Source organism: Sphingobacterium sp. IITKGP-BTPF85 (genome assembly GCF_001006065.1).
In the GTDB taxonomy this organism is placed as follows: domain Bacteria; phylum Bacteroidota; class Bacteroidia; order Sphingobacteriales; family Sphingobacteriaceae; genus Sphingobacterium; species Sphingobacterium anhuiense.
In genome coordinates this window covers 1-14,077 of the sequence record NZ_ASZT02000138.1, presented here as the reverse complement: position 1 = coordinate 14,077, position 14,077 = coordinate 1, and the positions used below count along the sequence as shown (strand labels likewise).

15 protein-coding genes and 1 tRNA gene are annotated in these 14,077 nt (G+C 35.3%); 13 read left to right on the top strand and 3 right to left on the bottom strand.

The window, feature by feature from the left end; genetic code table 11:
• Window positions 1-12: 12 nt before the first annotated feature.
• Complete coding sequence (locus tag L950_RS20340; RefSeq protein ID WP_021190629.1) at window positions 13-378, bottom strand: hypothetical protein; 366 nt, start codon at window positions 376-378, stop codon at window positions 13-15.
• A gap of 274 nt (window positions 379-652) precedes the next feature.
• Between L950_RS20340 and L950_RS20335 the strand changes: the two genes are divergently transcribed.
• The 7 genes from L950_RS20335 (at window position 653) to mgtA (ending at window position 7,670) form a co-directional block, all read left to right on the top strand.
• Window positions 653-1,090 carry a GNAT family N-acetyltransferase gene (locus tag L950_RS20335; RefSeq protein WP_021190628.1) on the top strand — a complete coding sequence of 146 codons (438 nt, stop codon included), beginning with the start codon at window positions 653-655 and terminating at the stop codon, window positions 1,088-1,090.
• 58 nt (window positions 1,091-1,148) lie between these two features.
• A complete protein-coding gene (locus tag L950_RS20330; protein WP_021190627.1) occupies window positions 1,149-1,595 on the top strand; it encodes a GNAT family N-acetyltransferase in 447 nt (148 codons plus the stop codon).
• A gap of 305 nt (window positions 1,596-1,900) precedes the next feature.
• Window positions 1,901-2,320, top strand: a complete 420-nt coding sequence (locus L950_RS20325; protein ID WP_021190626.1) for a cupin domain-containing protein — start codon at window positions 1,901-1,903, stop codon at window positions 2,318-2,320.
• Window positions 2,317-2,745 (top strand): putative quinol monooxygenase, encoded by a 429-nt coding sequence (locus L950_RS20320; RefSeq protein WP_021190625.1) that lies wholly within the window; start codon window positions 2,317-2,319, stop codon window positions 2,743-2,745. The genes L950_RS20325 and L950_RS20320 overlap by 4 nt, the downstream gene beginning before the upstream one ends.
• Window positions 2,746-2,987: 242 nt before the next feature.
• Window positions 2,988-3,383 (top strand): hypothetical protein, encoded by a 396-nt coding sequence (locus L950_RS20315; RefSeq protein WP_021190624.1) that lies wholly within the window; start codon window positions 2,988-2,990, stop codon window positions 3,381-3,383.
• A 742-nt stretch (window positions 3,384-4,125) separates the two neighbouring features.
• Window positions 4,126-4,827 (top strand): MgtC/SapB family protein, encoded by a 702-nt coding sequence (locus L950_RS20310; RefSeq protein WP_021190623.1) that lies wholly within the window; start codon window positions 4,126-4,128, stop codon window positions 4,825-4,827.
• A gap of 131 nt (window positions 4,828-4,958) precedes the next feature.
• On the top strand, window positions 4,959-7,670 hold the full coding sequence (mgtA, locus tag L950_RS20305) for a magnesium-translocating P-type ATPase (protein ID WP_021190622.1): 2,712 nt from the start codon (window positions 4,959-4,961) through the stop codon (window positions 7,668-7,670).
• A gap of 223 nt (window positions 7,671-7,893) precedes the next feature.
• Here mgtA and L950_RS20300 read toward each other — a convergent pair whose 3' ends face one another.
• Window positions 7,894-8,391: a hypothetical protein gene (locus L950_RS20300; RefSeq protein WP_021190621.1), complete on the bottom strand. Its 498-nt coding sequence runs from the start codon at window positions 8,389-8,391 to the stop codon at window positions 7,894-7,896.
• Window positions 8,392-8,810: 419 nt separating this feature from the next.
• On the opposite strand from L950_RS20300, the gene L950_RS20295 reads away from it, so the two are divergent.
• The 6 genes from L950_RS20295 to L950_RS20270 all read left to right on the top strand — a co-directional run bounded on the left by L950_RS20295 (window position 8,811) and on the right by L950_RS20270 (window position 13,895).
• A complete protein-coding gene (locus L950_RS20295) occupies window positions 8,811-9,263 on the top strand; it encodes a hypothetical protein (RefSeq protein WP_031288652.1) in 453 nt (150 codons plus the stop codon).
• A gap of 121 nt (window positions 9,264-9,384) precedes the next feature.
• On the top strand, window positions 9,385-9,912 hold the full coding sequence (locus tag L950_RS20290) for a hypothetical protein (protein WP_021190619.1): 528 nt from the start codon (window positions 9,385-9,387) through the stop codon (window positions 9,910-9,912).
• Between the two features lie 226 nt (window positions 9,913-10,138).
• Window positions 10,139-11,197, top strand: a complete 1,059-nt coding sequence (locus tag L950_RS20285; RefSeq protein WP_021190618.1) for an ankyrin repeat domain-containing protein — start codon at window positions 10,139-10,141, stop codon at window positions 11,195-11,197.
• Window positions 11,198-11,549: 352 nt separating this feature from the next.
• Window positions 11,550-12,284, top strand: a complete 735-nt coding sequence (locus tag L950_RS30890; protein WP_197086595.1) for a hypothetical protein — start codon at window positions 11,550-11,552, stop codon at window positions 12,282-12,284.
• Window positions 12,281-13,144, top strand: coding sequence for a sensor histidine kinase (locus tag L950_RS30885; protein WP_231577484.1), 864 nt, complete (start codon window positions 12,281-12,283; stop codon window positions 13,142-13,144). Before L950_RS30890 ends, L950_RS30885 begins: the two co-directional genes overlap by 4 nt.
• Before the next feature lies 1 nt (window position 13,145).
• The gene (locus tag L950_RS20270; protein WP_021190615.1) at window positions 13,146-13,895 is read left to right on the top strand and encodes a LytR/AlgR family response regulator transcription factor; all 750 of its coding nucleotides are present in this window, start codon (window positions 13,146-13,148) and stop codon (window positions 13,893-13,895) included.
• Between the two features lie 98 nt (window positions 13,896-13,993).
• Here the strand turns inward: L950_RS20270 and L950_RS20265 are convergent.
• Window positions 13,994-14,066 (bottom strand) — tRNA-Lys (locus L950_RS20265).
• Between the last annotated feature and the right edge of the window lie 11 nt (window positions 14,067-14,077).

Sequence of the window (14,077 nt, the reverse complement as noted above, 5' to 3'; positions counted from 1 at the left end):
TTATTTAGGACGCTACTGATCCTTATGTTTAGTAATCCCCGTAACAACCTGGATATATTCTTTAACGATATAATTCACATTGTTCACTTTTGCAGAATCTGCAAATATGAGGTAGCTTTTCGGATTAAGGTCTCCAAAATCTACAAGACCATTTGCATCTGTTAGGCGCTCATCGATTAAAATATTATTGTCTGAATAGTAATTCTCTAAACGGTCAAACAAAGATAATTTTACATTTGGAATACCCTTTCCAGCTTCATCAGTTAGTCTATAGGAGAGTTTCCCACTATTAGAAAGTGAAACATCAACATTTGTTGTTTTTTTACAGGATACTAGTACTGCCAATAGCAGCATCAAAAAGGTTAGTTTTAATTTCATGAATGTTAATGAATTGTTTAAAGCTGCAAATATAGAATATTGATTGCGTTATTATTGCTTTTTATTAAATAAAAATAATGATAACTAAATTTCAATATTCACTAAGTTTTAATAATTATCGATCAGTAAATTACATAAAATATTAAACTGAAATATCGTACTAAAATGTTTGAAATTAACCTATTATAATTGTTTCAGTTTATTTAGGAGTTTTCGTTTATAATTATCATTTTTAATCAAATAAATTGAATTATACTTTTTACAATAAAAATTTATGGAATTATCTACATCTATTAGAAGAATCGAAAGCACAGATTTTGACTTTGTTTACGATTGCTTGTGTGCACTTGAAAATGAAATCTTAGATAAAGAAATTATTGAAGAGATATTCAATAACAATATTAAAAACCCAAATTATTATTATTTGATTGCTGAAAATTTAGATGGGAAAATGGGATTTATAACTTTCCATACGCAGTATCTGTTACATCATAGTGGACTGGTCGGCGAAATTCAAGAATTCTACGTAACACAGAATTTCAGAAACAAAGGAATAGGGCGAAAATTGATTGATGAAATTATGGAGATTGCTGATCAAAATAACCTAAAAAGTATTGAAGTAACCACAAACAAAAAGCGAATTGAGAATATTGCCATATATGAAAATCTTGGATTTAACCTGTCTCATAATAAATTTACGATATACAAATAAGCTAACGTGAACACAATTCCTAGAAAAATGCAATAATAACGAATCATTAAAAATTAAAATGAAATTTAGAGTAGCAAGAGTCGGAGATATCCCGCAGATACAAGTTGTGAGAAATGCCGTCAAGGAAAATATGCTTTCAGATCCTAATCTGGTAAGTGATGAGGACTGTGAAGATTTTTTAATAAGAAGAGGGAGAGGCTGGATATGTGAAATTGACCAGAGGATCGTTGGCTTTTCAATTGTTGATCTAGTTGACTATAATATTTGGGCATTGTTTGTATATCCAGACTATGAAAAACAGGGCATTGGAAAACAACTGCACGATGTTATGCTGAATTGGTATTTCGATAAAACAAAGCAAACTGTTTGGCTGGGAACTGCACCCGGTACAAGAGCTTCAATATTTTACAAAACTGCGGGTTGGAAGGAGGTGGGTATGCATGGAAAAGGTGAGATCAAATTCGAAATGACATTTCAAGCTTGGAAAACCTTAAATTCTGATTAACAATGTGACACATGATTAATTTATTGATTTCGTTTAATTAATTGATAGTTTCTCTATTTTAGGTGTCAAAGAGCTAGTTTACATTTATATAATGCCGATCAGTGTAATGATAAATCAGTAAAATTGGTAAGAGATTCCGTGATTTATATACCATATATTTTCTATTAAATTAGGATTTTTGTACTGGGTGTAAATAAATAGATTGTCAAAGACCTGAGTTAAAAACAATAACTATCATAGAAGGTTATACCTGTAGTCATGACGACCGAAAGCAATTTTCACGTAACACCAATAAATAGAAGGATATGGAACAAATAATAAATGAAATATTTGAAAAGGGAAATCAAATAACCAATGGATATTTTACAGGAAATGCATTTCTAAATCTGTTGCAAGAAAAAGATGAAAATAATGATTTTGCCCTCGGCAATGTTACTTTTGAATCTGGAGCAAGGACAAACTGGCATACACATCCAAGAGGTCAAGTATTGATTATCACCGATGGTACAGGTATTTATCAAGAAAGAGGTCAAGTCGCCCAGTTGATTAAAAAAGGGGATATCATCAATATTCCTGAAGATGTGGAGCATTGGCATGGCGCATCTGCAGTAAGTGGCATGATCCACATTGCGATCACCAATTATAAAGATGAAGAAAATGTGACCTGGTTACAGGCTGTTTCAGAGGAAGAATATGCTATTGCCAACAAACAAATACAAAGATGAAAAATATATTCAAATTACCATTTTTGACAATCCTGGTGATGCTAATAAGTAGTCAAATCATATTTGCACAAAGCTCAGTTCAGGATACTACGATTAATAGCAATAAACAATTGGTACGAATTTCAGAAATTGAAGTGTATCCGAAAGATTTTGATGCATACTGTGCTATTTTAAAAGAAGAAGCAGCTGCCTCTGTAAAATTAGAACCAGGTGTAATAGCCATTTTTCCGATGTACATTAAAGCTGATCGATCACAGATCCGTATTTTGGAAATTTACGCCAACGATGAGGCTTACCAGCAACATCTGAAAACTCCACATTTTCAAAAGTATAAAACAACTACGCTTACCATGGTAAAATCATTGAAACTACTTGACATGGCTGTATTAGACAAGGAAACAATGTCTGATATATTCAAAAAATAGAGGAGCAGCAAACTGTGGAATGACATCAACTTTGTGTTTTATGATCAAACTTTAAGATAGCTGAAGATTTGAATTGATAGCTTAATACTTAATGAACTTAGTTCTGCGCGATTAGTGTAAAGCAATATAATCGGAACCTGACAGCGGTGTGCATAATAATTTTAGATCGATGTCGGCGCCGCAGTCAGGTTCTGTCATCCTACTTTCTAAAGGTTTAAACGGAAATTCTTATATTTAACGTTATGCTAGCCTTTAACAAGATCTTTCTTTTTCTAATCATTTGGTTTTTATACCCATCAAACGGCTATAGCCAAAAATCTGTCACGATAACACAGCTCCAAAAACAATATGGTGGAACATGGATTGACAGAAAAACAACCAGATGCCTGCAGATAACTTTTGATAATGACCAATTTGCAACGATCATCGACTGGACCCGTAAATACCAAGGCCGAGAGCATGGCGATGTCTATAAGGCATATATCAAGAAAGACACATTGGTCATGCCCGAGGATAAGGATCACCATGCACCTTACAGTGAAATTACGATAGAAAACAATAAACTGATATACCGGACCAAGTCTACCGGTATACAGAAAATATCAATCTGGGATAAACAAGTATTTTCCCGGAAGTAATACCTTTGTGCATTTAGCCCATTTGCAAAAATTTACAAGATGGATGAGTAATTTCTATTTTTGGGAACTTAAAAAAGCTTGTCAAATTTAAATCTAAACTATTCATCATCTTGTTTTCACTTCATGAGTAATAGGTATTATTGAAGTAGATATTCCTAATGCGATGACTCCCTATCATAGGCATGACTATAAAAGATTTTAAACCTAGAACGGAAATTTTATCGCCTGCTCAAAAAATCGTTGTACTAAATCGTGACTCGATAACCCGTGCTGTACATAGTGGTCCTACGCTGATCAGTGAAATTTCACATTTATCTTATCTCCAAATTCTAATAAATTTCTAATAAATTTCTGTTGATCCTCTAATGGCGTGTTAGCGGTATGCATTTTATATTTGCAACACATTTAAACAAAAACAATATGGACTCAGGCCCACATTCAAAGACACAAGAGATAATTATTTAATTGCCCGCGAATCATCATAACCTTGTTTTATGCCGATTGCAGGCCTAAAACAACGTTATGTTTCATTTTTCAAAACTGTTTAAAAAATACACACACGATCTTGTCGTGTATGACTGCTCAGTTGCTTCAGTTATAAGACCAATGATGGTGGTCTCTATAGTGGATCGCATCTGTGACAAGCAAAATTACCCTTTCAGGTACCTCTTTTTAAGATTATCATCCTCACTGTTGTATACGGTTAGGTATAGCCTCACACACACTAAAAATAGGAGGGCCAATGACACTATTTGAATTTATTTTAAGATTATCTATCGCATTTGCACTTGGTGCAGCGATCGGCACTGAACGTCAATGGAGACAGCGGATGGCCGGACTAAGAACCAATATGTTGGTATGTCTTGGCGCCTGCATGTTCGTTTCACTTGGGGTGAAAGTTGGCGGAGATGCTTCTGGTAGAGTAATATCTTACGTCGTAAGTGGCATCGGATTTCTTGGTGCAGGAGTAATAATGAAAGACGGTGTGAACGTAAGGGGACTAAATACAGCAGCTACCCTGTGGTGCTCAGCTTCCATAGGAGCATCCTGCGGATTGGATTTTCTTTCTGAAGCCACCATCTTTACCGTCTTTCTGATTATTACGCACGTGGTGATGCGTCCTTTAGGTACAAAGTTGAGCCGTATACCTGTAAATAGTGCTGATAATCCAGTCGCGTATCTCTTAATTATAAAATGCAGACAAGATGTGGAAAATCATTTGAGAGTATTATTACTTCAGTTCACTGGAAGTGATGAAAAACTGTTGTTAAGATCGCTAAAAAGTACTGATGATGGAGACGCAAGCAGAGCAATAATAATGGCTGAAATACTGGCAAATAGCAATGAAGATGCGATTATGGAGCGGATTGCGGGACGATTAACGATTGAACATGAAGTTTCTGAAGTGAGCTGGAATAAAGCTGGTATGGAGAATGATCTTTAGCCCCATCGTAGATAGATTAATAACCCAAGGACCAATATCCAAAAACTAATAATAATTTAAAATATCTGATAATGATTGGTGTGATATCGCTTCATTTCCAATTGTATAACTAACAATATCTATTTAATACCATGATTAACGTAAAAGAGCGCTTAAAAGATAAAACGATTACTGACAGAAGAAAAATTATGTCAAAAGGTAGTGATGAGGCTGCTGCGACCAAGCTGCAAAATGTTTCAAGATCGGATCAGGATTTTTATTTCGCCATGCTGGAAAGCCATATCGGCGGTTTATCTTCTATACAAGCCAAAGAGAGGTTAAGTAGATTTGGCTTTAACGAGTTGCACCATGAACAAGCGCCTACATGGATAAAGCAACTATTTCAGGCATTTATCAACCCCTTTATTGGCATACTTCTTATTATTGCCACGATCTCCTTTATATTGGATGTATGGTTGGCCAGTCCCGGGGAGACCGATTATAAAACGGTTGTAATGGTCGGTATTATGGTGATGGTAAGCTCTCTACTCAGGTTCTTTCAAGAATACAGGAGTAATCGGGCCGCTGAGCAACTTAAAAGCATGGTAAATACTACCGCGACAGTTGTAAGGAATATGACTGAAAAGGAAGAGCTTGATATTAAGAAATTAGTGCCTGGCGATGTCATTTTGCTTTATGCGGGAGATATGATTCCAGCAGACTGCCGTATCGTAAAATCTAAAGATCTCTTTGTAAGTCAATCTATGCTGACAGGAGAGTCTTTGCCCGTAGAAAAGAGAAGTTTGGCTGTTCGGGACGCTGAAGAGAAACCACTGGTAGAGCTGGATAACATCTGCTTTATGGGAACCAATGTGGTAAGTGGTTATGCGACAGCAGTTGTCGTCAATACAGGAAATCAAACTTATTTTGGCTCACTCAGTAAAGTTATTGTGGGTAAACGTGCCGAAACAAATTTTGATATCGGGGTTAATAAAGTGAGCTACCTTTTGATCAGTTTTATGGTTGTCATGGTGCCCTTAATCTTCATGATCAATGGATTCGTTAAAGGAAACTGGTGGGATGCACTGCTTTTTGCAATTGCCGTTGCCGTAGGTCTGACCCCGGAAATGCTACCCATGATCGTAACTGCAAATCTTGCAAAAGGGGCAGTGAATATGAGTAAGCACAAAGTGATTATCAAAAGGCTCAATGCCATCCAGAATATAGGAGCAATGGATGTACTGTGTACAGATAAAACGGGTACGCTGACTATGGACAAAATCGTTTTGGAAAGACACTTGAATATTTTCGGACAGGAAGATGAAGAGGTACTCAAATGGGCTTATCTGAATAGTTTTCATCAAACAGGCCTTAAAAACCTGCTCGATGTTGCTGTTCTCGAACATGTCGAATTACATGACTACCTGAAAGTGGAAGAGCATTTTTTAAAAGTCGATGAAATTCCTTTTGATTTCCAAAGACGTAGAATGTCTGTTGTGTTAAAACAACGAAATGGTAAACATCTGCTCATCTGTAAAGGGGCGGTAGAAGAAATGCTTAATTTGTGCAGTCACGCCTTTGATCCGGGAGATGATAAACAGCTACATATTCAATCAGATCAGGTAATGCCTATGGATGAAGCGATGCGGAAGATGATTTTAAGAACTTCAAATAAACTAAATGAAGCAGGGCTGCGGGTTTTACTGGTTGCTATACGTGAATTTGATGACAGAGCACTGAATTATTCTTTAGAAGATGAACAAAATATGACGCTAACTGGATTTATCGGTTTTCTTGATCCTGCTAAACCATCCGCTAAAGCAGCAATTGAAGCATTACAGAAGTTAGGTGTGAATATTAAAGTATTGACAGGTGATAACGAGATTGTCACCAAGAAGATATGCCAAGATGTAGGTATTCCTTTTGATCAGGTACTTTTGGGGGCTGAAGTTGAAAAAATGACTGATATGGAATTAAAGGAACAGATTGGAGAGCTTTCTATTCTGGCAAAATTAAGCCCGGTTCAAAAATCTCGGGTTGTTAAAATACTTAAAGAAAAAGGTCATACAGTTGGTTTTATGGGTGATGGTATTAATGACGCAGCCGCACTTAGAGATGCCGATGTAGGAATCAGTGTCGATACAGCGGTGGATATTGCTAAAGAAAGTGCTGATATAATTTTGCTCGAAAAAGACTTGATGGTTTTGAGAAAAGGAGTAATTTATGGGAGGAGAACTTTTGGAAACATCATCAAATATATCAAAATGACTGCGAGTAGCAATTTCGGAAATATGTTCAGCATGTTGGGCGCCAGTGCTTTTCTGCCATTTCTACCGATGCTACCGGTGCAAATATTAGTGCAAAATTTACTATATGATGTATCACAGGTATCTATTCCATGGGATCGAATGGATGAAGATTTCATTGAGAAACCTAAAAAATGGGATGCTTCAGGCATTAAAAGATTTATGCTTTATATTGGCCCAATTAGCTCCATCTTCGATTATGCGCTATTTGCAGTTATGTTCTTTGTTTTTAAAGCGAATAGTCCAGAACAGCAAAGTTTATTTCAGAGCGGCTGGTTTATTGAAGGACTACTTTCACAGACATTGATTGTTCACATGATTCGCACGCGAAAAATTCCATTTATCCAAAGTTGGGCTACTTCGCCTGTAGTGGCGTTAACTTCTCTGATTATGGTTATCGGGGTATTGATTCCGTTTTCACCTTTTGCAGGTGCATTATATATGCAACAATTACCACTGAGTTATTTTCCTTGGCTTATAGCCATACTAGCTTCTTACTGCACACTTACACAGTTTGTTAAAACATGGTATATCAAAAAATTCAATCAATGGCTATGATAACGCAATAGTCAAATGACCTAATCCTTTTAAGAATTTATTTATCAATGTTGTATTGCGTCCTATCTATAGGGCGTAATCGGACTCAGTGATCATTCAAAATCTAGTCGCTAAGACGTCATGTATACATACGTCTTAGCATTTTAATGAAGTTATCTTATTCATCATTTTTTCTTCAATTAGCATTATAGTAAAAAATTAATAGAAGATCATTTTAAAACGATCACATTTTTACAACTAAAACAAGTGGTACTATACTTCCATTTTGCTTATATATATCCCAACTATAATTTGAAATTTTAAGTCCTGTTATAGGATAAGAAAAAAGGCGACAGGATTCTTCACTTTTTTCCTTTAAAATGGTGTACGAGAGGATGATCGTTTCTTTTCCTTGAATCTGGATCTTAAAACTATGGTCTCCAGGGGTATCGTTGAAGAATATAATCTCCATAAATCCATTCATTGGTGAATTTTCTGAACCTTTAATGATATGCCAGTCATAGAATGGTGTGCCAGTTTCTCCAACACTGACACTTATATTCTTTTCGCCAAAAGCATTTGTCAAGATGAGGTTGGACCCATTTTCCTTATCTGTGAAGGTAAGGCCAATGCGTCGAGGAGGTGCCTGGTTTAAGATATTGTCACAATTACGGTTTTTTTTACAGCTTGTTACTAAGCAAAAAGTTGCAACTAGGATTAAAATTGATGTAATTAATTTCATATTCAAGATTATAATAGATAAAGATACTTAATTATCCCACTTATGGTAATTTTTTAAATAAATATATTCGTTGATTTATGAATACTATAGGGGTGGATCAATATCTTGAATACAGCTGGCAGGACTTCTCACATTTCACCGTTTTTTAACCTCCTGTGATTGATAGAATTGACAATACCTACAATTTCTTGATTATTTGGCATAGCTTTGGCGATGATTTGATCAGTTAAAAGCAAATAAACTATTTGTTATAAGATCGTCTTTTGTAAGTACACAAATATTCGACTAAGTTTAATTAAGAAATTCTTTTTTACATCATTACCTCAATAACAGAGAGTAGTATTGTATATTTAATGCGTTAAGCATGCACAATCAGAATTTTCAGTTGATATACCATAATAATTATTTAAAAGGATAGCATGAAATCAACAATGCTTTTGATTATAGTATATGCCTTTTTCTCTTGTAGTCATAGTGCTAAATTAGAGGATACTCATAATGCAAAGGACCACAATTGCGACTGTGAAAAGACGGTCGGAATAGACCGTGTTTTATTTGCCACGAACATTCGATTGAAAAATGAGGAAAATAGGAAGGTATTACTGTTTAATTGTGCTACTATTCACACTGCCATTGCATCTATTAGTGATGACGATGGCAAGAATGAACGTGAAAAATTTATCTATGACTTGGATTGTATCTCTGCAATAGAACAAAGCCAGGAACTGTCTGATGATTTTAAATATTATACGGAATCGAAGCAATCTTCCGAAGATTTTTTTCAAAGCCTGAATGAGGAGAAGAAGTTCTTTTATGAGCTTACTTTTGAGAAGCAAAAGATCAAATCAATTTTAAAAGTGGAATTAGATTGAAAAAATTGTACACCTGGATAGATAGAGTAAAACGGGATCAGGCCAAATGAATATAAAGTTCACGACGTGAACACTACAATAAACTAAAGAATACTAACTTATTAATTATAAATTATTCGTCATGGGAACACTATTGTTAAACGGAACGTTTTTCTTCTTATTATCTTGGACAGGCCAAAATAACCTTGCTAAGTATCCATATGCAGATTCAGTCGTTACCGTTCAAGTCGAACAAAAACAAGAAAATAAACCGGTCATGATTTTAGAGGCATTTCAGATTCTGGATAGCGATGGCGGTTCTGCTGAAGCTGTATTAAGTATGGATAAGGAAGGAAAGTGCTATGTGGGTAAAGAGTTTATCGGTACTATTACGGCAGCAGGAGAATTGAAGTCTGACACAGGAGAGCTATTGGTCCATTTAAAAGGTAATGAGTTACTGTCCAATGACGGAAAAGTTTCACTCGTCATTAAAGAAGACGGTACAATTTCAAATGGCTCTGGTAAAGATATCACTTGGGGAACGGATGGTATATTAAAAAATATGGAATTGAGTCTAAAAATTGTTCCTGTAGACAGTAAAGCAAAAAGAGCGGCTTCCCTTCTCTTATATTCCTTTTTTGGTTCCACAGAGACGGAAGTTCAGAAATAGAGCTTCAATTTGCGATAGCATGACAGATCAAAAAAGTAGGAGCGACATTTATAATTATGTAATGCTGCTAACAGTAAAATACGCGACTTTGACGGCAAATCAAAGTAATGGGAGTAACACAATTAAAATTTTGTGTTAAATTTGGATTAGAGAAATTGTAATACCAAATTTCGTAAGGGTCCAAAACATTGGCAATAATTTTTATTGAATCCGAAACCGATAAATAATGGCAAAAAAGAAAAAAACACTTCCGAAAAATTTCAGTGAATTAATTACTGAAAATAATATAGACAATCTTAAAAAAGTATTTGATACGTGTGAATTCGATGCAAGAGGTGGTTATGGAAAAGCAACAGCTCTTAGTTTTTTCAATGTTCCGGATGAACTTGTTCGCTGGTTGGTGCAAAGCGGAGCGGACATCGAAGCTGTCGATAGTTATGGACGTACGGCACTGCATCAACATGCGATGATGCGAAGTGGCAAGTTAGCCGTCTTCTTAGAATTGGGCGCGAATGTCAAGGCAGTGGATAGCTATGGGGACATACCGCTACATTTTGCGGCTGGAAGTAGTTTTAATGCTTCATCTGTCAAACAACTTGTAGCCTACGGTGCAGATACCAAAGCGCTAAATTCATATAAACAAACGCCCCTCGAGCGAGCTTTAAGTAGTGCAAACAATATTGACATTGTACATTTGGTGGAAATATCGCGAATATTACTGCAAAGTGAATCCGAAATCACTCAAAAAATGAAGGATGAAATTACTCGAATAGGAGAAGGTTTTGAATTTCATCGGAAGAATTTTAATAAAGACTATTTACAAGAGACAGACCAGGCGTTAAGCAAACTCTATGAGATATATCAAGTTGCACCTGTCAAGAAACGTACTATGCATGATGGTGTATCACCAATAATTGCAAATGGAACAAGCTGGGAGAAACAATTTGAAGAATTGTGGGAGTTATTAGTGCCATCAAAGGGAAACGCTGACACAGTGCAAGGGGAGGTTGTGCGAATTGCAGGGAAAGTACGTGATGAAATATACCGTAATGGGGGTGGAAACTGGAACATTGATTTCAAAAAAATGTTGGATGCATTTTACCTTCACTTAACTTCTGAGCACGCTTTACCTGCTACTGAACTTGAAGAGGCAAAGACTTATATCAAAGATATTCGTAATACTGGATTTGCTGATGATCTTAATTGCCTATGTGAACTTGCAACGAACTGGGTACGTCTAAATCCGACACCAATTTTGCTTAATAAGCCAAATTACAAGAGATAAATTAATTCACTACAGTCGACGTTTCTCACGACATTTCATTCTATTAAAATAAGAGAGGCCAATCGAAAGATTAGCTTTTCTTATTTACTACCTAATGGAAGATTTGCTGCGATAGAATCAAATTGAAATGGGGAATAAATTGCTAAATAATTAACAACCTGAATATTGTAGTAATAGCGATTTATGGTGAAATATTAAAAATTTAACGTTGAATAATACTTATTTTTAAAGATAAAAATTTTAAATTCTGTATAGAATACTACATTTACTATTTCAAACACTGCCTTTGCTGTTTTATGGTTTTAGTTTTGCTATTATTACCGCAAGTTTGATGCAAATTAAACTCAACATTATGAAAAAGCTAATTTTAACAGTTCTCAGTTTCTTTACTGCTTTATTTACAGTAAATGCGCAAAAAGGTATCAACTATTCCCACACGTACGCCGCTGGAGGGAAGCTTCTTATGTGTGTTGATAGTGCTGCGGGAAATATCTATTATGACAATATGTTCCCCAACAAACCTAGCACTTACTTTAATTATTTACCTGAAATAAGCAATGTAAGTATCCAAATCTATTTCAGAAAAACAGACAATGTACAGCACTATCGGTATAGCATTTTAGTTGATGATAAACCGATAGCTGTAAACAAGCCAATAGACCAAGCGCAACTAAGAAATGTCGATAGACCAGACGAAACCTTCAGATCTGCAACACTTGGTGCTTTTCCTATTACCGGAAAAACCATTACAACCTTAGTCTACAGCATCGAAAAGCCCCTAGATATTGACAAATCTGTATTTTACGGGAAGCCTATTCCCAAGGCTAAAATAAAGGTTATTTCAAAACGGTACGCAATTGATAAAGGAGTTGATTACAGTTATATCGTTGATCCAAAACAAAACACAGCTATTGTTTTTACTGAGAAAGACGATGAACTTACCATTGTAAAAGACAGATCTGATATTGATTATGTTTATGTTATCTCCATAAAAGATAAGCAAACAAATAAAACAGTCTTTGAGTCAGCCTCATGGCAATATGGGGCTATGTCGATGAACATAAACTTTCACCTTATGTTAAGATGAACAAAAACATTTTCAAAAAATCTGGAGATTACGAAATTAGTATTCAACCATTGATCAAGTGGAATACTTCAGCAACAAAAGATATCGATAAATATACAAGCAGATATACTCTTTCCATAACATTAGACCAAGAAAACTATAGCAAAAAAGAACTTTTAACATATACGCTAATTGTATTTTTTTCTATTGGATTAGCATCTTTTATTATTCTTTACTTTAGCAAAAAAAGAAATAAGAAAAAGCTAGTTGAAAATGAACAGCAAAAAAATACAGCAAAGCTACAACTTAGTTTAATTCGATCTCAATTAAATCCTCATTTTCTGTTTAATGCACTTTCTGGTATTCAAAATTTAATGAACAAAAACGACATAGACAACGCTAATAAATATCTATCTAAATTTGCTCGGTTGACCCGTAACGTACTTGATGATACAGAACTGATTAGTTTATCACAAGAAAAAAATTTACTAGACGATTACTTACAAATGGAGCAATTACGATTCGGCTTTAAGTATGAAATTAATCAGTCTGGAGACTTAGATTTGGATAACACTGATATACCAAGCATGTTGCTACAACCTTTTGTCGAAAATGCGGTGAAGCATGGCATATCGCAAAAAGCTAGCGAAGGAAAAATTGTGATTGAATTTATCAAACAAGCGAGCAATTTGTTGTTAAATATTATTGATAATGGAAATGGATTTGACACGAAAAACAAGAACGATGGATTGGGGCTGCTGTTAACTGAGCGTCGAATAACACTATTGAATAGTGTTTATAAAGAAAATCACTTTACCTTAGCTATACAATCAAATTCTAACGGTACTAAAATAAGCTTAACATTAACCGATTGGCTATAATATGATGAGAGCAGTTTTAATAGATGACGAAATTTCTAACTTAGAAAACCTGCGGATTTTGCTAGAAAAGCATTGTCCGCAGATAACTATAATCGCAACAGCGCAAAGTGTAGGTGATGCAGTTGATGTTATTGAAAAATATGTGCCAGACTTAGTGTTTTTGGATATTCAAATGGGCGATAAGACAGGCTTTGATGTGCTAAAACTACTTCCAACGCGTAATTTCGATGTTGTTTTTGTTACTGCTTACGACCAATACGGGATAAAAGCTGTAAAATTCGCTGCCTTGGATTATCTTTTAAAACCGATTGATATTGAAGAGTTAATGAATGCGGTAAAAAAGGCCGAGCACAAATTTACAAGGCAAATACAAACCTCACAACTCGATTTTTTATTGCAACAGCTTAAAAAGCCAGAACCGACCATAAGCAAAATTGCCTTACCCATGCAAAGCGAAATAAGGTACATTGCTTTATCAGAAATTATACGTTGCGAAGCCGATAATACATACACCCATTTCTTCCTTTCTAGTGAAGAAAAAATAATGATTTCAAAATCACTGAAGGAATATGCAGATTTATTGTGCCCTAACGGTTTCTTAAGAACTCACCAAAGCCATTTAGTAAACCCGAAATATGTAAAAAGTTGGCTAAAAGAAGATGGTGGTATTTTACTCTTAATATCTGGAGAAAAAATACCCATTTCTAAACCTAACAAGGACATTGTGAAACAAGCCTTGCAGCAGCTTTAAGTGTTAAATAGCTATCCCCGGACCCATCTCAATGCTGATGTTTGAATCCTAATATTTTTAAACAAGAAAAGCCAATCTTGCGATTGGCTTTTTCTCTGTGATCCCGCTGGGATTCGAACCCAGGACCCATACATTAAAAGTGTATTGCTCTACCAGCTGAGCTACGGAATCTTACTCTTTTT

Coding starts and splice junctions, on each gene's coding strand:
- L950_RS20290 (WP_021190619.1), top strand. CDS start 9,385: ATGGGAACACTATTGTTAAACGGAACGTTTTTCTTCTTATTATCTTGG.
- L950_RS20330 (WP_021190627.1), top strand. CDS start 1,149: ATGAAATTTAGAGTAGCAAGAGTCGGAGATATCCCGCAGATACAAGTT.
- L950_RS20315 (WP_021190624.1), top strand. CDS start 2,988: ATGCTAGCCTTTAACAAGATCTTTCTTTTTCTAATCATTTGGTTTTTA.
- L950_RS30885 (WP_231577484.1), top strand. CDS start 12,281: ATGAACAAAAACATTTTCAAAAAATCTGGAGATTACGAAATTAGTATT.
- L950_RS20285 (WP_021190618.1), top strand. CDS start 10,139: ATGGCAAAAAAGAAAAAAACACTTCCGAAAAATTTCAGTGAATTAATT.
- mgtA (WP_021190622.1), top strand. CDS start 4,959: ATGATTAACGTAAAAGAGCGCTTAAAAGATAAAACGATTACTGACAGA.
- L950_RS20300 (WP_021190621.1), bottom strand. CDS start 8,391: ATGAAATTAATTACATCAATTTTAATCCTAGTTGCAACTTTTTGCTTA.
- L950_RS20310 (WP_021190623.1), top strand. CDS start 4,126: ATGACACTATTTGAATTTATTTTAAGATTATCTATCGCATTTGCACTT.
- L950_RS30890 (WP_197086595.1), top strand. CDS start 11,550: ATGAAAAAGCTAATTTTAACAGTTCTCAGTTTCTTTACTGCTTTATTT.
- L950_RS20325 (WP_021190626.1), top strand. CDS start 1,901: ATGGAACAAATAATAAATGAAATATTTGAAAAGGGAAATCAAATAACC.
- L950_RS20270 (WP_021190615.1), top strand. CDS start 13,146: ATGATGAGAGCAGTTTTAATAGATGACGAAATTTCTAACTTAGAAAAC.
- L950_RS20340 (WP_021190629.1), bottom strand. CDS start 378: ATGAAATTAAAACTAACCTTTTTGATGCTGCTATTGGCAGTACTAGTA.
- L950_RS20295 (WP_031288652.1), top strand. CDS start 8,811: ATGAAATCAACAATGCTTTTGATTATAGTATATGCCTTTTTCTCTTGT.
- L950_RS20335 (WP_021190628.1), top strand. CDS start 653: ATGGAATTATCTACATCTATTAGAAGAATCGAAAGCACAGATTTTGAC.
- L950_RS20320 (WP_021190625.1), top strand. CDS start 2,317: ATGAAAAATATATTCAAATTACCATTTTTGACAATCCTGGTGATGCTA.